The organism is Polaribacter sp. Hel1_33_96 (genome assembly GCF_002846595.1).
Lineage (GTDB): Bacteria > Bacteroidota > Bacteroidia > Flavobacteriales > Flavobacteriaceae > Polaribacter.
This window is the reverse complement of the sequence record NZ_PJMV01000001.1, coordinates 1164268-1184333: the sequence shown is the minus strand read 5'-3', so window position 1 is coordinate 1184333 and position 20066 is coordinate 1164268. Positions and strand designations below refer to the sequence as shown.

General features: G+C 29.7%; 21 protein-coding genes and 2 tRNA genes. 10 read left to right on the top strand and 13 right to left on the bottom strand.

Annotation, left to right across the window (positions count from 1 at the left end; all coding sequences use genetic code 11):
• The first annotated feature begins 28 nt into the window (after window positions 1-28).
• Window positions 29-622 (top strand): porin family protein, encoded by a 594-nt coding sequence (locus ATE90_RS05305; RefSeq protein WP_036786531.1) that lies wholly within the window; start codon window positions 29-31, stop codon window positions 620-622.
• A 76-nt stretch (window positions 623-698) separates the two neighbouring features.
• Here ATE90_RS05305 and ATE90_RS05300 read toward each other — a convergent pair whose 3' ends face one another.
• A complete protein-coding gene (locus ATE90_RS05300; RefSeq protein ID WP_036786533.1) occupies window positions 699-1571 on the bottom strand; it encodes an FKBP-type peptidyl-prolyl cis-trans isomerase in 873 nt (290 codons plus the stop codon).
• 79 nt (window positions 1572-1650) lie between these two features.
• Between ATE90_RS05300 and ATE90_RS05295 the strand changes: the two genes are divergently transcribed.
• Both ATE90_RS05295 and ATE90_RS05290 read left to right on the top strand, forming a co-directional pair.
• Window positions 1651-2040 carry an RNA-binding S4 domain-containing protein gene (locus ATE90_RS05295; RefSeq protein ID WP_036786536.1) on the top strand — a complete coding sequence of 130 codons (390 nt, stop codon included), beginning with the start codon at window positions 1651-1653 and terminating at the stop codon, window positions 2038-2040.
• The gene (locus tag ATE90_RS05290; protein WP_036786538.1) at window positions 2037-2540 is read left to right on the top strand and encodes a phosphoribosyltransferase family protein; all 504 of its coding nucleotides are present in this window, start codon (window positions 2037-2039) and stop codon (window positions 2538-2540) included. Before ATE90_RS05295 ends, ATE90_RS05290 begins: the two co-directional genes overlap by 4 nt.
• Here the strand turns inward: ATE90_RS05290 and ATE90_RS05285 are convergent.
• Window positions 2532-3047, bottom strand: a complete 516-nt coding sequence (locus ATE90_RS05285) for a shikimate kinase (RefSeq protein WP_036786540.1) — start codon at window positions 3045-3047, stop codon at window positions 2532-2534. The genes ATE90_RS05290 and ATE90_RS05285 overlap by 9 nt on opposite strands.
• A 94-nt stretch (window positions 3048-3141) precedes the next feature.
• Between ATE90_RS05285 and ATE90_RS05280 the strand changes: the two genes are divergently transcribed.
• The 3 genes from ATE90_RS05280 to ATE90_RS05270 all read left to right on the top strand — a co-directional run bounded on the left by ATE90_RS05280 (window position 3142) and on the right by ATE90_RS05270 (window position 4228).
• Window positions 3142-3214: transfer RNA gene (locus tag ATE90_RS05280), tRNA-Lys, on the top strand.
• Between the two features lie 51 nt (window positions 3215-3265).
• Window positions 3266-3349, top strand: a tRNA-Leu gene (locus ATE90_RS05275).
• Window positions 3350-3424: 75 nt separating this feature from the next.
• Window positions 3425-4228, top strand: a complete 804-nt coding sequence (locus ATE90_RS05270; protein WP_036786542.1) for a carboxypeptidase-like regulatory domain-containing protein — start codon at window positions 3425-3427, stop codon at window positions 4226-4228.
• Between the two features lie 238 nt (window positions 4229-4466).
• On the opposite strand, the gene ATE90_RS05265 is transcribed toward ATE90_RS05270, so the two are convergent.
• The 11 genes from ATE90_RS05265 to ATE90_RS05215 all read right to left on the bottom strand — a co-directional run bounded on the left by ATE90_RS05265 (window position 4467) and on the right by ATE90_RS05215 (window position 16044).
• A complete protein-coding gene (locus ATE90_RS05265; RefSeq protein ID WP_036786544.1) occupies window positions 4467-5297 on the bottom strand; it encodes a prohibitin family protein in 831 nt (276 codons plus the stop codon).
• A gap of 332 nt (window positions 5298-5629) precedes the next feature.
• A complete protein-coding gene (locus tag ATE90_RS05260; protein WP_254712297.1) occupies window positions 5630-7420 on the bottom strand; it encodes a VWA domain-containing protein in 1791 nt (596 codons plus the stop codon).
• A 377-nt stretch (window positions 7421-7797) separates the two neighbouring features.
• Window positions 7798-8004 carry a hypothetical protein gene (locus ATE90_RS05255; protein ID WP_036786547.1) on the bottom strand — a complete coding sequence of 69 codons (207 nt, stop codon included), beginning with the start codon at window positions 8002-8004 and terminating at the stop codon, window positions 7798-7800.
• A 132-nt stretch (window positions 8005-8136) separates the two neighbouring features.
• On the bottom strand, window positions 8137-8883 hold the full coding sequence (fabG, locus tag ATE90_RS05250; RefSeq protein ID WP_036786549.1) for a 3-oxoacyl-[acyl-carrier-protein] reductase: 747 nt from the start codon (window positions 8881-8883) through the stop codon (window positions 8137-8139).
• Window positions 8884-8969: 86 nt separating this feature from the next.
• A complete protein-coding gene (gene sucD / locus ATE90_RS05245) occupies window positions 8970-9842 on the bottom strand; it encodes a succinate--CoA ligase subunit alpha (RefSeq protein WP_036786551.1) in 873 nt (290 codons plus the stop codon).
• 60 nt (window positions 9843-9902) lie between these two features.
• Window positions 9903-10829: a UDP-3-O-(3-hydroxymyristoyl)glucosamine N-acyltransferase gene (locus ATE90_RS05240; RefSeq protein WP_036786553.1), complete on the bottom strand. Its 927-nt coding sequence runs from the start codon at window positions 10827-10829 to the stop codon at window positions 9903-9905.
• A gap of 111 nt (window positions 10830-10940) precedes the next feature.
• Window positions 10941-11507 (bottom strand): elongation factor P, encoded by a 567-nt coding sequence (efp, locus tag ATE90_RS05235; protein WP_036786554.1) that lies wholly within the window; start codon window positions 11505-11507, stop codon window positions 10941-10943.
• 53 nt (window positions 11508-11560) lie between these two features.
• Window positions 11561-12346: an acyl-ACP--UDP-N-acetylglucosamine O-acyltransferase gene (lpxA, locus tag ATE90_RS05230; RefSeq protein ID WP_101450993.1), complete on the bottom strand. Its 786-nt coding sequence runs from the start codon at window positions 12344-12346 to the stop codon at window positions 11561-11563.
• Window positions 12347-12349: 3 nt separating this feature from the next.
• A complete protein-coding gene (locus tag ATE90_RS05225) occupies window positions 12350-13741 on the bottom strand; it encodes a bifunctional UDP-3-O-[3-hydroxymyristoyl] N-acetylglucosamine deacetylase/3-hydroxyacyl-ACP dehydratase (RefSeq protein WP_036786557.1) in 1392 nt (463 codons plus the stop codon).
• 2 nt (window positions 13742-13743) lie between these two features.
• Window positions 13744-14775 (bottom strand): UDP-3-O-(3-hydroxymyristoyl)glucosamine N-acyltransferase, encoded by a 1032-nt coding sequence (gene lpxD / locus ATE90_RS05220; protein WP_036786560.1) that lies wholly within the window; start codon window positions 14773-14775, stop codon window positions 13744-13746.
• A gap of 45 nt (window positions 14776-14820) precedes the next feature.
• The gene (locus ATE90_RS05215; protein WP_180335176.1) at window positions 14821-16044 is read right to left on the bottom strand and encodes an HD domain-containing protein; all 1224 of its coding nucleotides are present in this window, start codon (window positions 16042-16044) and stop codon (window positions 14821-14823) included.
• 132 nt (window positions 16045-16176) lie between these two features.
• Between ATE90_RS05215 and ATE90_RS05210 the strand changes: the two genes are divergently transcribed.
• The 4 genes from ATE90_RS05210 to ATE90_RS05195 all read left to right on the top strand — a co-directional run bounded on the left by ATE90_RS05210 (window position 16177) and on the right by ATE90_RS05195 (window position 20004).
• Complete coding sequence (locus tag ATE90_RS05210; RefSeq protein WP_101450991.1) at window positions 16177-17724, top strand: bifunctional response regulator/alkaline phosphatase family protein; 1548 nt, start codon at window positions 16177-16179, stop codon at window positions 17722-17724.
• A gap of 173 nt (window positions 17725-17897) precedes the next feature.
• The gene (gene tsaE / locus ATE90_RS05205) at window positions 17898-18305 is read left to right on the top strand and encodes a tRNA (adenosine(37)-N6)-threonylcarbamoyltransferase complex ATPase subunit type 1 TsaE (protein WP_036786564.1); all 408 of its coding nucleotides are present in this window, start codon (window positions 17898-17900) and stop codon (window positions 18303-18305) included.
• A 7-nt stretch (window positions 18306-18312) separates the two neighbouring features.
• Window positions 18313-19509, top strand: coding sequence for an alanine dehydrogenase (locus ATE90_RS05200; protein ID WP_101450989.1), 1197 nt, complete (start codon window positions 18313-18315; stop codon window positions 19507-19509).
• A gap of 126 nt (window positions 19510-19635) precedes the next feature.
• Entirely contained in the window at window positions 19636-20004 is a 369-nt protein-coding gene (locus tag ATE90_RS05195) for a DUF4258 domain-containing protein (RefSeq protein WP_036786568.1), read from the top strand.
• Window positions 20005-20066 lie beyond the last annotated feature (62 nt).

Sequence of the window (20066 nt, the reverse complement as noted above, 5' to 3'; positions counted from 1 at the left end):
AAAAATAGAAATCGATAAAACTTAAAATATGAAAAAAATAATTTTAATATTGTGTTTGACTTTAGGATTAAGTCAGGCGTCGATTGCTCAATTAGATTTTGGTGTTAAAGGAGGTTTAAACTATAACTCAAATTCAATTAAAGAGGTTCAATCTGACGTTTTCTCTGGCGCAAAAAGTAAAACTGGTTATCATGCAGGAGCTTGGTTACGTTTTAAATTACCTATTATTGGTTTTTATGTTAGACCAGAATTGGTGTATACAAATTTAGAAAATGAAGTGTTTTATAAATCTAAAGAAACAACTTACTCCTTCCAAAAAATAGATATTCCTGTTTTATTGGGAAAGAAAATTTTTGGGATTGGCAATATTTTTATTGGCCCTTCATTTCAATATATTTTAGCTTCTGATTTTAGCATTAACGATATTACGAGTGTAGATGCTGATGGATTAACAATGGGACTTCAATTTGGTGGGGGAGTTGAATTTGGCAAGTTAGGAATAGATCTAAGATGGGAAAGAGCTTTCTCTGGAATTAAATCTAAACTTGTGAGTAATTTAGGAAATGTAAATTACGATACTAGAATCAATCAAATTATTATTGGTTTGTCCTATAAATTATAACAAAAACTTCTTTCATTAAAAAATGCTCTTGATTTCTCAAGAGCATTTTTTGTTTTTCAGTAAGAATTAAATTTATTTATTTAATATCTGGATTTAAATAATCTGCCAATGTTGGATTATTAGAATCGCTAAAATCATTTGCTGGGTTTCCATCTCCATTAGCATCCTCATCTTTTGTCAATACCCCGTCTCCATCATCATCAATATCAGAGTAATTTGGAACCCCATCTTTATCTGTATCATCATCTCTAGGATCGCCATTACCATCTACATCTTCATTAATTGAAGGGATACCGTCATTATCATGATCTGTATCTTGCACAAAGTCAAATAAATTTATATAGAAAAAGACAGATTCATTTGCTAAAATAGGACCTTTACCTTGATTAGAATATGCCAAACCGGAAGGAATAAATAAAATTCCATTTCCTCCATTTTCGTAAGTAATTGGACCATTATCCGTTATATTATCTCCTCCTTTGAATTTTGTGTATCCAAAAGTCCAGCCTCTAATCACGCTATTAAGTGTAAACCAAATACCATTATTATTATCAAAAGAGTTACTAATACTATCAGTATTAACGATTCTTTGACCAAAATATTTTACAAACACAGAATCCATTACTGTTGGGAATCCTTTATCTATGCTCGGACTACCTATTCTATTAGTATAATAATATAAAGTATAATCTACTTCAAAATCTGTAACACTCATCGACTTTAACTTAGAATCATCATAAAGCGCAGTCTCTCCAGCAACTAAAGTTTTTACCGAATCAACAGAAGTATCAAAATAATGATTTTTTAAAAATTTCACTAAAGTATCATTATCCATTAAAGCTTGCGCTTCGTAATCAAAATCATCAACAACTCCAGTAGACGAGGTACCGCAAGCATAAATAATTAGAGTAAAAACTATAAAAGCTACTATGTTTTTTATTTTATTCATTTATTATCAAAATTTGTGCTCGCAATTTACCATTTTTATACCTTTGTAAAAAGACAAACTTTAATTTTTAACTTTTTTTATGAGAATTGATAAATACTTATGGTGCATCCGATTTTTTAAAACGAGGAGTATAGCAACTACAGCTTGTAAAAAAGGACAAGTTAAAATTGAAAATAAGAATATAAAACCCTCCAAAGAAATTTTTGGAAGTGAATTGATTTTAGTTAGAAAAAATCAAATTAATTATCAAATAAAAGTTTTAGATTTACCAGAGAGCAGAGTTGGGGCAAAATTAGTAGATATTTACAGAAAAGATATTACACCAAAAGAAGAATTTGAAAAGAATGAACTTTTAAAATATTCTAAAGATTATTACCGAAAAAAAGGTACTGGAAGACCCACTAAAAAAGATAGACGGGATATAGAAGGATATCAGGAGGAGACAGAAGATACAGAAGAAAACTTATGACAGTAGAAAGTAACATCATATTAAATACGGTTCAAGTAAACCAAAAAATTAAAAGAATCGCCTACCAGATTTATGAGAGCAATAGCAATGAAAAAGAGGTAGTTATTGCTGGTATCGTGGGAAATGGCTTTATTTTTGCTAAAAAACTAGTGGAAATTATTCAAGAAATTTCTACTCTAAAGGCAACTATATGCCAAGTAAATATTAATAAGAAGAAACCATTAGAACCAGTTTCAACTTCATTAGAAGTTAAAGATTACAAAAACAAATCATTAGTCCTGGTGGATGATGTTCTAAATTCTGGAACTACATTAATCTATGGCGTAAAGCACTTTTTAGATGTTCCTTTAAAAAGATTTAAAACTGCAGTTTTAGTGAATAGAAATCATAAAAAATATCCTGTTAAGGCAGATTTTAAAGGAATTTCATTATCAACTTCTATCAAAGAACACATCCAGATTGATTTTTTAGATAAGGAAGCTACAGCCTATTTAATTTAATATTTTCTCTAATTCCGCCGTAATTTCCTTTTTAGATTTATCATCAATTTTAATAGTCATTTTAGCCTGCTCATAAAAAGGACGTCTTTCAAAAATATGTTTAGCGACAAACTCAGGAATTTTATCATCTCCTAAAAAAGCAATTAGCGGTCTTTTGCTTTTCTTTTTAATTAGTCTTTTAATTATAGTTGGAATACTTCCTTGTAAATAAACAGAAATTACATCACTTTTATTGATTTCTTCCATGTTATTTCCATAACAAGGTGTCCCTCCACCTAAAGAAAGTATGAAATCATCATTTATCGACAGTATTTCACTTAAATATTTGCTCTCAATTCGTCGAAAGTAGATTTCACCCTTATTTTTAAAAACATCCTGAATAGACATGTGTTCTTTTTCAATGATGTAATCATCTAAATCTATAAACCTCATAGACAACTTCTTAGAAAGTCTTTTTCCAACGCTAGATTTCCCAGAAGCCATATACCCTAATAAAACTATTTTCACTTTTTTATATTTTAGGCAAATATCTTAAAAATTATTCGATTTTATATTTCAAATTACAATGTTTGATAGTATATTTGCACCACTCTTAAATTAAGACCTGGTAGCTCAGTTGGTAGAGCATCTCCCTTTTAAGGAGAGGGTCCTGGGTTCGAGCCCCAGCCCGGTCACAATAAAAAGTTAAGCTCATTGCTTAACTTTTTTATTTTAGTTCTTAAAAAGCGCGTATGGCGGAATTGGTAGACGTGCAAGCTTGAGGGGTTTGTGTTCGCAAGAACGTGCTGGTTCGACTCCAGTTACGCGCACTTTTATAGAATTAAAAATGACTTCTTCACAAAATATTAACCTTTCTATACCGTTTTATTCTTAAATTAGCCATTATGCAAAAGAACCTATTTATTCTGTGTTTATTTTTAAGTTTAAGCGCATTTTCGCAAAAAGATTCTATCCAATCTAAAACCTTAAAAGGTCAAATTATACACGCTTTAAGCAAGTACCCTTTAAGTGCTGCTCATGTTTTAAATTTGAACACGGTAAAAGGAACAATTACGAATGAAAAAGGTTTTTTTGAACTACCTACAAAAACAAATGACACCATTTTAGTTTCTTATTTAGGGTTTTCTTCAATTAAATTAAAAATTACAAATGATTTACTGAAAGGCAATGAGCTAGAGATTGCACTGTATGAAAAGCCTGAAGAAATTAAAGAAGTTATTATAAAGTCAACCAAGTTAATTGGAGTTTTAGAGATAGACATTAAACAAGTACCAAAAGACAGATTTACCAGAATCCATATTAACGGTTTGCCACAAACGTATGAAGTTGGGAATCCGAAAAGTAAAAACTTCTCCTCTCCTATTGCTGCTTTATTTCAACCTATTGATTTCTTATATAATCTTTTTGGCAAAAAACCTAAACAGTTAAGAAAGCTTCAAAAGCTAAAAAAAGAAGATAATTTACGTAAAATGTTAGCAGGTAAATTTGATAGAGAAGTTATGATGGAATATCTAGATATGGATAGACAAGAATTAACAGACTTACTTGTTGATTGCAGTTACTCAGATTACTTTATTAAAAAAGCGTCTGATTTACAAATGATTGAAGCTGTATTAGATTGTTATGAAAATTACAAAGCACTCAAGAAAGGTAAAATAGAACGTAATAAAATTCCGGTAAAAAACTAATTAAGTCAATTGTTTGTAACTGGTATTTATAGAATTTAGGAACTTCTATCTTTTTTAAAGATATCCTTTTTGTTTATAGCACGGCCTTCCTAACGAATTTTCATTTTACTTTTATGATATAAAGTTAGAAAGTGCTTGCACTTTGCAGAAGTAGTAAGAAATAACTACATATATGAATATAAAACAATAAAAATCCAGCTTTTAACTGGATTTTTATGTTATCATAAGAAATAATTTTTTATTGATTTCCTAATATAATTGGCATTCCAGATTTCCCAGAACCAATAATAATTACTTTACTATTCGGAGATTTAGAAAGCTCTAAAGTAGCTTCAATTCCTTTTTCTTGTAAAATTTTATCGGTTAGAGATGCACTTAAAATTTTATTTGCTATCGCTTTACCCTCCGCATCAATTTCTTGTCTTTTTGCTTCTTTCTCTGCTTTCGCAATTCTAAACTCGTATTCCAAAGATTCTTGCTCTTGTTTTAACTTAGTTTCAATTGCTGTTCTAATAGTAGTTGGTAATTTAACATCTTCTACTAGTACTCGTGTAACCAACAAATATTGATTTTTTAAAACTATTTGAATTTCATCTAAAATTTCTTGCTCAATTACATCTCTTTTACTCGAATATAATTGTTCTGGTGTATAACGTCCAACAACACTTCTTGCTGCTGCATTAATTGCAGGGTCTAGCAATTCACGCTCATAATCTTCTCCTTTCGTTTTAATTAGTAATCCCAAATTTTTAAACTCTGGTTCATACCAAATTGTACCATTTACTTTAACTTCTAACCCATTTACGGAAAGCACATTCATTTCATCTGAAATAGATTGTTGACGAACTTTTCTTACAATCATTCTATTCCAAGGAGCTACAATATGAAATCCTTCTCCATACGTTCTTTCAGTATTTATACCACTTCCTAAAGATTCAAAAATAACTCCTCCTTCTCCAGGACCAATAGTTATCGTAGATTTTGAAAATAAAATTATTACTGCTACAATTATTACAACAAAAAAGATGCCTCCTTTTGGTAAATTTAATTCCATTTGATTATTTGCCATTTTATATGTTTTTAATTATGATCAAATTTACGATATAAGTTCTTTAAACACAATCTATATACTAAGAATCTTTAGAAACTTAAATTTATAAAGTGATAGGACTTAAATAAAAATAATCATGTAAACTTCACCAAATTCATTTTATAATTCAGTCTTTTTTTTTCAAAAATAGGTTTCTAAAGCATCTTTAAATACACTTTTAAAATAATAGATTCAAAATTTACCAACCATAGACTAATATTATCGATTTATTTTATGAATAAAAAAATACAAATAAAGGTTAAACAGACTCGTGCTTTTCATATAAAGTTAAAAAAACACGTATGATAAAATTAAATTTTACCATGAAATTTTCTAATGAACCATTCCGCTGTAATTAAAGAAATTACAAAAAATAAAATCCATTTCCAATCAATTAAATTTTGTTGTTTAACTGATGATTTTTGAACTGTATAAAAAGATTTATTTTCTAAAAGTTCATTTTTTAAATCATCAATCTGATTTTTATAAAACAGTTTTCCCCCTGTTTTTGTAGCCAATTGTTTTAACTTATTTACATTAGCATTTGTAAACTGCTCTTCAATTTGATATTCGGTAATTTTAAAACGCCCATATTTATGAATATCCTGATCTAAAACCTCAACTCTATAGGTATATTCTCCGGAAGTTAGGTTCTCAATCTCTAATTGATAAGAATTGTTAATTAATGAAAAAGGAATTTTTATAACTTCTCTTGTTTCTTTATTTGTTATCAATAATTCTAAAGTTGCTCTTGCATCAAATCGATAGTTTTTATCTGTATAAAATGCTGAAATATTGACCGTTGAATTTGCAGGATAGATATTTTCTGCGGCTACTTCTAAACGATCTCTCTTTTTATTAGATGCCAAAAATTGGACTAAACTTCCTGTAAACTTATCAAATTCTTCAAAAGAATTGGTCGTTAAAAAACTGGCAGCTCTCCATTTCCAAATTCCTTCTCCAAATAAAACTGCAGATTTTTGATTATTCACATCAAAATTGACCAATAAAGGTTGTTTGGTTTGAATTCCGTTAATATTTTGGTGCAATAAGATTTGATGCTCTTTAGAAATAGAAACTTCTCCGAATTTATCTTTTAATGGGGGATAATTATTAAAACCAATATCCTCTTGTAAAAAAGTTAAAAATGAATCATTATAAATTGCACCATAATTTTCTGTTTGATTAATTGCTATCTTTCTAAAACCTAATTGATTTTCATTAATAAAATTCCAATCTGTATTTGCACCAGAAATCATGAAAAAATTTCTATTATTTTGTTTTATTTGGTTAAATATAGAATTAAACTTATTGTTTGGTTGATATAATATAACTAATTCATAGTCAATTAATTCATTTTTAAATTTATCAATTAAAAAAAAATCTACAAATCGCTGTTTATTGCGCTCTATTGACTTTTTTAGAATGCCAATATCTGGGTGTATAACTGAACTTAAAACAAGAATTTTTGTTTGTTCATCTATAACCTCTACTGAAAAATTCTTAATGTTATTTTTGATGTTTTTTTCATTTGTGAGTTTTCTAATAGAAGCTGTAAAATATTGCAGACCTTCTTTAGAAGCATTTAAATTTGCCACTATCGTTACTGATTTTTTAGAAGGTGAAAAACGAACATTTTTTCTAAAAATTGTTTTTCCATCAGTGAAGATTGAAAACTGTGAAGTTATACTTTTATCACCTTCATAATTTAAAATTATTTCAACAGGAAATTTATTCTTTATATAACTGTATTTATTAGAATTTAGCTGCGTAATTTTTAAATCAACATACTTAGCAGTATCACCAATAACAATAGGGTAAATAGGTTGTTTAGAATTTAGGAATTCATAATCTGATCCTATCGTTTGGTTGCCATCAGTAAGTAAAATAATAGGTGCAATTTTATCTTTTTGTAATTCATTTACCCCAAGTATTGCTTCTGAAATATTAGTTTGATTTTCCAAAAAACTAAAGCTATCCGTTACTTGTAAAGCAGCACCAAAAGAAAAATTGCTAAGCTCAAATTTCTTTTTTAAATCAATATTGTCATTTAAATTCTTAATTAAATTTAAGACGTTTTTATTCTCCTGAAAAAAAGACACTGATTTAGAGTTGTCAACTAAAATTGATACTACTGGTTTTATATTATTTATTTCTTTTATTTCAACTTTTGGGTTGATTAAAAGTAAAATTAACAGAAAAAGACTTACTGTTTTTAAAATAAATAAAATTGGGGTTACTTTAATCCTGTTTTTTAATTTGTAATATTGAAAATAAGCCACGAAGAGACTGAATAAAAATCCTAAAGTTATAGATATTATGAAAGTGAGTTGCAATATATTTATTTTAATGGAAAGATATAAATATCGCACAAAAAAGAGAAACCTGCAACGTTAAACGTGGCAGGTTTCTGAATATTTCATAATAAAAAAGATTAAGCGCTTTTAAAGCATAAAAAGAAGCTTTAAGGTTATCTAGACTATAGCGTTAAATAATGATATTTAGCACCTTCTTTCATGTAACTTTTTAAAATCCCCATACTTTTTAAATCATCTAGTATGTTATACAAAATAAGTATTAATGAGATATTTTTTATTTTCTTTAAAATCTGAAAACTTGTCAAATGATTTTCTTTTAAAGCTTCAATAACAGCTTGATGTGTGGTCGATATTTCTTTTACATTCATAATACAATAGTTTTTATACTTTAAAGTTACAATATAAATTTGTTTAGCAGCATTAAAATTAGATAGTTGGTAATATTTTATAGATAATTTGTAACTAAAAATAGATGAGCTAAAAAAACACTAAAGAATTGATTATGTGAGCATTCCACCATCAACAGACAAAGTTTGTCCAGTAATATAAGAACTCATATCAGAAGCTAAAAACACGCATGCATTTGCAATATCTTCCGGCTTCCCTCCTCTTTTTAAAGGAATAGCATCCCTCCAACTTTGTACAGTTGCTTCATCTAATTTTCCTGTCATTTCTGTTTCTATAAATCCAGGCGCTATTACATTACTTCTAACATTTCTTGAACCTAATTCTAAAGCTACAGATTTTGAAAAACCTACGATACCTGCTTTGGATGCCGCATAATTTGTTTGACCAGCATTTCCTTTTAAACCAACCACAGAACTCATATTTATAATAGAACCTGATCTTTGCTTCATCATTGGTCTAATCACAGCTTTTGTTAAATTAAAAACTGATTTTAAATTTACCTCAATTACTTTATCAAAATCTGCTTCAGAAATACGCATTAACAAATTATCTTTTGTAATTCCTGCATTATTTACTAAAATATCTATTGAACCAAATTCTTTTTGAACTTCTTTGGCCAATTCTTGGGCTGCATCAAAATTTGCTGCATTCGATTGGTATCCTTTCGCAGAAACTCCAAAAGATTTTAATTCTTCTTCTAAAGCATTTGCAGCAGCTACCGAAGAACTATAGGTAAAAGCAACATTTGCACCTTGTTTTGCAAATTCAACTGCTATTCCACGTCCAATTCCTCTTGTTGCACCAGTAATAATTGCTGATTTATTTTCTAGTAATTTCATATTGTTTATTTAGTTGATGATCAAATATAAAAAAGAAATTCCCGTTTTCACGGGAATTTATATCTCATTCTCTTTTTAGAGCTCGTTTATTTTAAGACACTTGAAACCATTTCTCCAATTTTTGCTGGAGAACTAACTACATGTATTCCGTTTTCTGCTAAAATTTTCATTTTTGCTTGCGCAGTATCATCAGCTCCGCCAACAATTGCTCCAGCATGTCCCATCGTTCTTCCTGCGGGCGCAGTTTGACCTGCAATAAAGCCTACAACTGGTTTTCTATTACCATCAGCTTTAATCCATTGCGCAGCTTCTGCCTCTAAATTTCCACCAATTTCACCAATCATTACAATTGCTTCTGTTTCATCATCATTCATCAGTAATTCAACAGCTTCTTTTGTAGTCGTTCCAATTATTGGATCTCCTCCAATACCAATTGCAGTAGATATTCCAAAACCTTGTTTTACAACTTGATCCGCAGCCTCATAGGTTAATGTGCCTGATTTAGAAACAATACCAACTCTACCTTTTTTAAAGATAAAACCTGGCATAATTCCAACTTTGGCTTCACTTGGGGTGATTACTCCAGGGCAATTTGGACCAACTAATCTAGTATCTTTATTATCAATATATGCTTTTACTTTTACCATGTCTGCAGTAGGAATTCCTTCAGTAATACAAATAATTACTTTAATTCCTGCATCTGCAGATTCCATAATTGCATCAGCAGCAAAAGCTGGTGGTACAAAAATAATTGAAGTATCTGCTCCTACTTTTTCAACAGCCTCTGCGACTGTATTAAAAACTGGCTTATCTAAGTGTTTTTGACCTCCCTTACCTGGTGTTACACCACCAACAACATTAGTTCCATAGTCAATCATTTGACCGGCGTGAAAAGTGCCTTCACTACCCGTAAAACCTTGTACAATAATTTTTGAATTTTTATTTACTAAAACACTCATGGTTTATTATTTAAATTTGTTCCGCAAAAATAGTTTATTGATTGTTTCTAAGAAAGAATTTTAGGAATTCTTTCTATCTTTTAGAAAACGTTTTATTTCTGCAATTTCTTTTAATTTCTCTCTAGATTCTGAAATCGGAGTTCCAAAATAACTTTTTCCTCCTGCTACCGACTTTGTTACTCCTGTTTGACCTAATATTATAGCTCCTTTACCAATTGTTATACCACTATTTGTCCCGACTTGCCCCCAAATAGTTACTTCATCTTCAATAATAACACAGCCAGCGATACCAGTTTGTGAAGCTATTAAGCATTTTTTACCAATAACTGTATCATGTCCAACATGAACTTGGTTATCTATTTTTGTTCCTTCTTTAATTATGGTATCTCCTGTAACCCCTCTGTCTATTGTACAAGAAGCTCCTAAATCTACATTATCTTCCAAGACAACTCTTCCTCCAGAAATAAGTTTATCATAACCTTCTGGCCTATTTTTGTAATAAAAAGCATCAGCACCTAAAACTGTATTTGCGTGTATCGTTACATTATTTCCAATAACTGTATTATCATAAATTGTAACATTGGGATGAATTACAGAGTTTTTACCAATTTTCACATTGCTACCAATAAAAACATTAGGCTGTATAATTGCGCCTAAACCTATAACTGCAGTCTCAGATATACTTTTTTTAGAGGCAATAAATGGATTAAAATTAATTGTTAGTTTATTAAAATCTCGAAAAGGGTCATCGGATATTAAGAGTGATTTCCCCTCTGGACAATCTACTCTTTTGTTAATCAATATAGTTGTTGCAGCTGATTCTAGAGCTTTCTTGTAATATTTTGGATGATCCACAAAAACGATATCTCCTTTTTCTACTACATGAATTTCATTCATACCTTTTATAGAAGAAGAGGCATCACCAACAAACTCACAATTCAAAATTTGAGCAATTTCTATTAAAGTATGTATTCTTTTAAAATTCAATTTATTATTTCAATTTAAATGCACTCTAATTTTTCTTGAAAGAAATGATTAAAAAACTAATGGATATAAAATAGCCATCAAACTTTATTTGATATCCATCTGAAAGAAAAATTATTCTTTAATACGCTCTTGATACGTTCCTTTTGTAGTTTCAATTTTAATTTTATCTCCTTCATTAATAAATAAAGGCACGTTTACTGTGGCACCGCTTTCAACAGTTGCAGGTTTTGTTGCATTAGTGGCTGTATTTCCTTTTACACCAGGCTCCGTATGTGTTACTTCCAAAATTACACTAGCGGGCATATCAACAGATAACGGCATATCATCTTCAGAATTAATGATAATAGTAACAGTTTCTCCTTCCTTCATTAATTCAGGAACATCGAGAGCACTCTCTAATAAACGAATTTGAGAGTAATCTTGTTCGTTCATAAAATGATAAAACTCACCATCGTTATATAAATATTGAAACTTATGTGTTTCAACTCTTACATCATCTATTTTTCTACCTGCAGGAAATGTGTTATCTACCACTTTTCCATTCGTAACACTTTTCAATTTTGTTCGAACAAACGCTGGACCTTTACCTGGCTTTACATGTAAAAATTCTATAATTTTATAAATATCATTATTATATCTAATGCATAATCCGTTTCTAATATCTGATGTAGTTGCCATTTAATTTTTTATTTGTTTTGTTATAAGTATTTTATTTTCAAAATAATTACTAATTAATTTACATTGAAGTACCCTTTCATAATTCCTCTATGTGAATCTTTTATAAATTGTATAATTTCATCACGTTCAGTAGTTGCTTCCATTTCTGCTTCTATAATATCAATTGCTTGCGTATAATTATAATTTTTCTGAAATAAAATTCTAAATATATTTTGAATTTCTCTTATTTTTTCTGTCGAATATCCTCTTCTTCTTAGTCCTATAGAGTTAATACCTACATAAGATAGTGGCTCTCTTGCTGCTTTAACATAAGGAGGGACATCTTTTCTAACCAAAGATCCACCAGTAACAAATGCGTGTTTTCCTACAGACGCAAATTGATGCACAGCAACCATTCCTGCTAACACTACATTATCACCAATCGTTACATGCCCTGCTAAGGTTGTATTGTTAGATAAAATACAATTATCTCCAACAAAACAGTCATGTGCAATATGACAATAAGCCATTATTAAGCAATTATTACCAACTGTCGTTTTCATTCTATCTTTCGTGCCTCTGTTTATGGTTACACATTCTCTAATGGTAACATTATCTCCTATTTCTACAGTAGTTTCTTCATCATCAAACTTGAGGTCTTGTGGAATTGCGGAGATTACTGAGCCAGGAAAAATTCTACAATTTTTACCTATCCTTGCACCCTCCATAATAGTAACGTTAGAACCAATCCAAGTTCCAGAACCAATAACTACGTTGTTATGTATCGTTGTAAAAGGTTCTATTACTACATTTCTCGCAATTTTTGCTTGAGGGTGCACATATGCTAATGGTTGATTCATAATTTATTTTTTTCTAGCAATTTGTGCCATTAATTCTGCTTCTGCAACTAATTTTCCATTTGCATAAGCATAAGCCTGCATATGACAAATTCCTCTTCTTATGGGGGTAATTAATTCCGCTTTAAAAATTAATGTATCTCCTGGTAAAACTTTTTGTTTAAATTTAACTTTATCCATTTTCATGAAATATGTTAAATAATTTTCCGGGTCAGGAACAGTACTTAACACTAAAATTCCACCACATTGCGCCATCGCTTCAACTTGTAAAACTCCTGGCATTACTGGCGAACCAGGAAAATGACCTATGAAAAAACCTTCATTCATAGTTACATTTTTCATACCAACAACGTGTTTATCTGAAAGCTCTATAATTCTATCTACCAATAAAAAAGGTGGTCTATGAGGAAGAATATCCATAATTTGATGAATATCTAATAAAGGTGGTAAGTTTAAGTCATATTGCGGAACATAATTTCTCTTTTCTGCTTTAATGATTTTTGCCAATTTCTTAGCGAACTGGGTATTTATTAAATGACCTGGTTTATTTGCAATTACTTTACCCTTTATACGTATTCCAATTAAAGCTAAATCACCAATAACATCTAATAATTTATGACGAGCCGCTTCATTTGCCCAATGCAAAGTTAAGTTGTCTAAAATCCCGTTTGGCTTTACAGCAATATCATCTTTTTTAAATGCTTTCTTTAATTTTTGCATTGTACTTTCTGATAATTCTTTATCAACATATACAATTGCATTATTTAAATCTCCTCCTTTAATTAAATCATTTTCTAACAACATTTCAATTTCATGCAAAAAACTGAATGTTCTTGCATCTGCAATTTCTTCTTTAAATTCAGAAATATGATCTAAAGTAGCATTTTGAGTTCCCAATATTTTGGTGCCAAAATCTACCATCGTCGTTACTTGATATTCATCAGAAGGCATTAAAATAATTTCACTTCCTGTTTTTTCATCTCTATATGAAATAACTTCTTTCACAACGTATTCTTCGATGTATGCATCTTGTTCCTCTAAACCCGCTTTTTCTAAAGCTTCAACAAAATATTTAGATGAACCATCCATTATTGGTGGTTCTGAAGCATCAATTTCTATTAATAAATTATCAATATCTAAACCAACTGCTGCTGCTAAAACATGCTCTGAAGTTTGAATTTTAACACCATTTTTCTCAAGATTTGTTCCTCTTTGAGTAGTTACAACATACTCCGCTTTTGCTTCTATAGTTGGAGAGCCTTCAAGGTCTACTCTACTAAAAGCAAAACCATGATTTATAGGAGCCGGTTTTAATGTCATTGATACAGTATTACCCGTGTGTAAACCTACACCCGATAAAGTAATTTCTGATTTTATAGTCTTTTGTTTCTTAATCATATTTATTGATTTTGAGCATTCAATTCTTTTTCAATTTTATGAACCGATGCTGCAATCTTTGGTAAATTTCTAAAATAAACGTATGATTTGCTGTAATCTGAATATTTCATTGCTGGCGTACCTTGTACCTTTTCTCCATCTTTTAAATTTTTGGTAATTCCAGATTGACCTTGAATTTTCACATTATTACCAATAATTAAATGCCCCGCAAAACCAACTTGCCCGCCAATCATACAATTTTCTCCTATTTTGGTTGAACCCGCAATTCCTGTTTGTGCAGCAATTACCGTGTTTTTTCCAATTTCTACATTATGCGCAATTTGTATTTGGTTGTCTAACTTTACACCTTCTCTAATAATAGTTGAACCTAAAGTTGCTCTGTCTATTGTTGATGCAGCACCTATATCTACATGATCTTCTATAATTACATTTCCTATTTGCGGAATTGCTTTATATTCTCCCGCTCCATTCGGCGCAAAACCAAAACCATCAGAACCAATTATACATCCTGAATGAATTTTACAATGATTTCCTATTTGTGTTTCTGAATAAATTTTAACTCCAGAAAAAATAACACAATGATCACCAATAATACTGTTATCACCTATATAACAGTTAGGATAAATTTTAACATTAGCACCAATGATAACATTCTCTCCAATGTAAGAAAAGGCACCTATATATTCATCATCACCAATTTCTGCTGAATCAGCTATAAATTGAGGCGCTTCCCTGCCCATCTTATTATTCTTTACTTCATTATAAAATTCTAATAATTTAGAAAAAGATTTATAAGCATTTTCTACTTTTATTAAAGTTGTAGCAATTTGTTTTTCTGGCTGAAAAGTTTTATCGACAATAGCAATAGAAGCATTTGTTGTGTACAAAAAAGGATTGTACTTGGGGTTCGATAAAAAAGTTAAAGACCCTTTCTCTCCCTCTTCTATTTTTGATAGCTTAGAAACTTCTTCATCAGGATTACCGACTACTTCTCCTTCTAAAATATCTGCTATTTGTTGTGCTGTAAATTTCATTAAACGCAAAAGTATAAAAATTATAGCTATTTGGCTAATATCATTTTACTTTGGATAGCAAATAAAATGTTTTATTACAGGTTTTGTTAAGGCTTGTATATTGAATTGATCAGATGCTTTGGCGATATCTTTTAACTTTCCTTTTTTATTTAAGATAAATATTGGTTTTTCTGAATTATAAGCTTGATTTTTAATTTCTTGCGAAAAAACAAAGGAATTAGTTTCTTCTTCAGATAAATTTAATTTCTTTGAATACTTGCTTATTTTTTTATTGATTTGATCAACATCAAAAGCATCTTTCTGAATTTCAATGCGTAGTAATTTTCTATCAACAATCATTTGAGACAGTAAAGAAAGTACTTCATCTTCATGGTTTGTCCATTCTTTTATGGCTGATAAAATATCATAATCATCTAATTTAGAAAACATTTCTAAAGTTTCATCTGTAAAATTATCTTGATTTATTTGATTGTATAAAAAATATCTTAAAGAAGTACTTGCGAACAATTCATCTCCTTTTTCTGCTAATTCTTTAGCTCGTATTAAAACATTTACCAACATATGTTCTGCCACCAAACCTGTTTTATGCAAGTATACTTGCCAATACATTAATCTTCTAGCAATCAAAAATTTCTCTACAGAATAAATTCCCTTTTGTTCAATCACTAATTGATCGTCATGAACATTCATCATAACGATTAATCTGTCTGATGAAATATTGCCTTCCGTAACTCCAGTATAAAAACTATCTCTTTTTAAATAATCTAATCTATCAATATCTAATTGACTAGAAATAAGTTGATAAAAAAATTTACGATGATAATTTCCTTCAAATATTTCAATTGCTAAATCTAATTTTCCATCAAATTCATCATTTAACTTTTTCATGAATTTTAATGAAATTTCTTCATGTGAAATTCCATGCACAATACTATGCTCTAAAGCATGAGAGAATGCTCCATGACCAATATCATGCAACAAAATAGCAATGCATAAAGCTTTTTCTTCTTCCTTCGTAATTTCAATTTGCTTAAATCTTAAAACTCTTACGGCTTTTTGCATTAAATGTATGCACCCTAAAGCATGATGAAAACGTGTATGATTTGCTCCAGGATACACCAAATTTGAAAAACCCATTTGTGAAATCCTCCTTAAACGCTGAAAATAAGGATGTTCTATTATGTCAAAAATTAACGAATTTGGAATTTGAATAAACCCATAAATTGGATCATTTAAAATTTTTAATTTATTTGGTGTTTGTCTCTTCAAAAGATGGGTTTTATCAATGTATCGCAAAATACAAACATTATTTTTTTTGGCAATATTTTATCATTTTAAAAGAACAAAAAATATAACAAAACAGTACTTTTAACGTTAAATGTTAAAATTTAAAGGAAGTTTATGAGCAGCATACAGATTTTATGGGTTGATGATGAAATTGAATTACTAAAACCTCACATTCTTTTTTTAGAGCGTAAAAATTACAAGGTAACCACTTGCACAAACGGGGCTGATGCTATTGATTTAGTAAATGAAGAAAATTTTGATATTGTCTTTTTAGATGAAAATATGCCTGGTTTAACAGGTTTAGATACACTAGCAGAAATTAAACAAAAACAGGCTAATTTACCTGTTGTAATGATTACTAAGAGCGAGGAAGAATATATTATGGAAGAAGCCATTGGCTCTAAAATAGCAGACTATTTAATTAAACCTGTAAACCCTAGTCAGATTCTGTTGAGTTTGAAAAAAAACTTAGACCATTCTCGCTTAATTTCTGAAAAAACCACTTCTATTTATCAACAAGAATTTAGGAAAATCTCTACGGATTTAGCAATGGTAAACAGCTATGAAGATTGGATTGAACTTTACAAAAAATTAGTTCATTGGGAATTAGAATTAGAAAACATTAGCGATTCTGGAATGTTGGGTATTTTAGAAAGTCAGAAACAAGAAGCGAATAATCAGTTTTTTAAATTCATCAAAAGAAATTATGAGGATTTTTTAACCGCACATGATAGACCTACTCTTTCTAATACTTTATTTAAAGACTATGTGGTTCCAGAACTGAGTAAAGAAAAAGGAGTTTTATGGATTATAATTGATAATTTAAGATATGATCAATACAGAATTTTAGAACCTCTTATCAATAGCTATTACAAAAAAGAGCAAGAATATTCTTATTTTTCCATTTTACCTACTGCTACTCAATATGCTAGAAATGCAATTTTTTCTGGTTTCATGCCATCGGAAATGGAAAAACGTTATCCTAATTTCTGGAAAAATGACACTGATGAAGGTGGAATGAATCTCTTTGAAAATGATTTTTTAACTGCTCAAATTAAAAGATTAAATTTAGATATAAAACATGAATATTATAAAATAACCAATTTAAAAAGTGGAAAGGAGTTAGCAGATAATTTTAACGGTACAAAACAAAATGACTTAACTGCCGTGGTTTACAACTTTGTTGATATGTTGTCTCATTCTAAAACCGAAATGGAAGTGATTAAAGAATTGGCGGGAGATGATAAAGCTTACAGAAGCTTGACTTTAAGTTGGTTTAAAAATTCACCTTTATTTGAAATTATACAAAAAGCACAACAGCTAGGTCAGAAATTAATAATTACTACAGATCATGGGACGATTAATTGCAAACACCCCACAAAAGTAGTTGGCGATAAAAACATCAGCTCAAACTTGCGTTATAAAACTGGTAAAAGCTTGTCTTATGAGGAGAAAGATGTGTATGCAGTTAGAAACCCTAAAGATATTTTCTTACCAACTGTTGCTATGAATAGTCCATTTATTTTCGCGAAAGAAGATCTGTTTTTTGCGTATCCAAACAATTTTAATCATTTTGTAAAATACTATAAAAACACCTATCAACATGGAGGTGTATCTCTTGAAGAAATGATTATTCCATGCGCTGTTTATAGCCCTAAATAGTAAGATCATTCTAATAATAACAAAGAAAATAAACCTATACTCTTTAAAAAAATTGTTCTCTCACAGTTCTTTGTGATAACAATTTTAATAGACACATAAAACAAGAATAGTTGATATCATTTTTTTTCACTAAAATCAAAAGTTATTTTAGTAAAACAATCTATTTTTGCAATATGAATAAAAACTATTCTTTAGAAGATTTATCATCTATTGCTGCCATTATTATCTCATCAGTGAAAATTAAAACATTGTTGTTTTATGGACAAATGGGTGTTGGAAAAACTACATTAATTAAAGAAATTTGTAAACAATTAAGTGTTTTAGACAATATTTCTTCTCCTACTTTTTCATTGGTAAATGAATATAAAACATCATCAGACCAAAAAGTTTTTCACTTTGATTTTTATAGAATTACGAATGAAGAAGAAGCATTAGACATGGGGATTGAAGAATATTTTTACAATAATGATTGGTGTTTAATTGAATGGCCTGAAAATATTGAAAATTTACTACCTTTAGATGCTGTTGAAATTCATCTTACAACTTTAGATAATGGAAAACGCAATATGCAATTAAAATAACCAAACTATGAGTCAATTTTCTCCTTTTAGTAAAGAAGAGTTATTACCACAAGCAGAAATGCTAGAAATTAAAAAACAAAAAGGAGAACTATTTATTGGCCTTCCAAAAGAAACTTATTTAGGTGAAAAGCGAGTTTGCTTAACGCCAGATGCAGTAACGGCATTAACTTCTCATGGTCATAGAATTGTTGTAGAAACGGGTGCAGGCGATGGCGCAAATTATACCGACAAAGAATATTCTGAAGCTGGTGCAAAAATTTCTTATGATCTTAAAGAAGCTTTTAAATGTAATATTGTTTTAAAAGTAGCTCCTCCAACAGAAAAGGAAATTGAATATATAAATCCACAAACCATATTAATTTCTTCACTTCAGTTAAAAACACAATCTAAAAATTACTTTGACAGTTTAGCAAAAAAAAGAATTACAGCAGTGGCTTTTGATTTTATAAAAGATGAACACGAAACCTACCCTATTGTAAAATCGTTGAGTGAAATTGCGGGTACAGCTTCTATTTTAATTGCTGGTGAATTAATGAGCGGCGTAAATAAAGGAAATGGACTGTTATTTGGCAATATAGGTGGAGTTCCACCAACAAGTGTCGTTATTTTTGGAGCTGGAACTGTTGGCGAATATGCCGCAAGAACTGCCATAGGATTGGGAGCAAGAGTTAAAGTTTTTGATAATTCTATTACCAAACTTCGTAAACTACAAAATTGTTTAAATGCGCCTATATATACGTCCACTTTGCAGCCAAAATCAATTACAAAAGCATTAATGAGATGTGATGTTGCTATTGGTGCCATAAGAGGTAAAAATAGATCTCCAATTATCGCTACCGAAATGATGGTTGAGCAAATGAAAGAAGGTGCTATTATTGTTGATGTAAGTATAGATAGAGGTGGATGTTTTGAAACTTCTAATGTAACCACTCATCTTACACCAACTTTTGTAAAACATGGAATAATACATTATTGTGTACCTAATATTCCTGCGCGTTATGCTAGAACCGCATCTTTGTCTATTAGTAATATTTTGACTCCATATTTATTAAATATTGCTGAAGAAGGTGGTTTTGAAAATGCCGCCCGCTTTGATAAAAGCTTACGAAATGGCATGTATTTTTATCACGGAATTTTAACAAACAAAACAGTTGGTGATTGGTTTGATTTACCTTTTAGAGATATTAATTTATTGATTCTTTAAGAATTTAAAGCAAAAAAAAATGCTTAAATTTGAAAAGTTTATTATGGTAAACATCAAGAAATAAAATCGTCTTATCTTCAGAAAATAGCCCCAAAAAAAGGTAACTTTACATTTCAAATTTTGACAATGCTTTTAAAAAGAATAGGGTATTATTTAGTTGGTTTATCATTAGGGTCTATTGGTGTTTATTTTTTTTGGCAAAAGAAACAAGCTACTTTCGACTATGGAATGGATGCGAGGACTTTAAAAACTATTAGAATTAAAAAAAGAGTTTTTTCTGATGAAGCTAAAAGCACTATGGAAAAATTTAATATTGATACTTTAAAAATTTCCACAATTTTGTATTCCGGTGATGTTGATTTTGGAAAAGGAAATCCAAGAGAAAAACCTTGTGCTGAATATTATATTACAGGTGAAAATGAGTTAGAGAACATACATATATATGTAAAACGGTGCGATTCCACTTCAACTATTGAAAAAATAATTATTGATTAAAATTGATTCTTTTTTAGAAATGAGATTTAAAATTGATTGTCAAGTCTAAATCCTTTTACTTT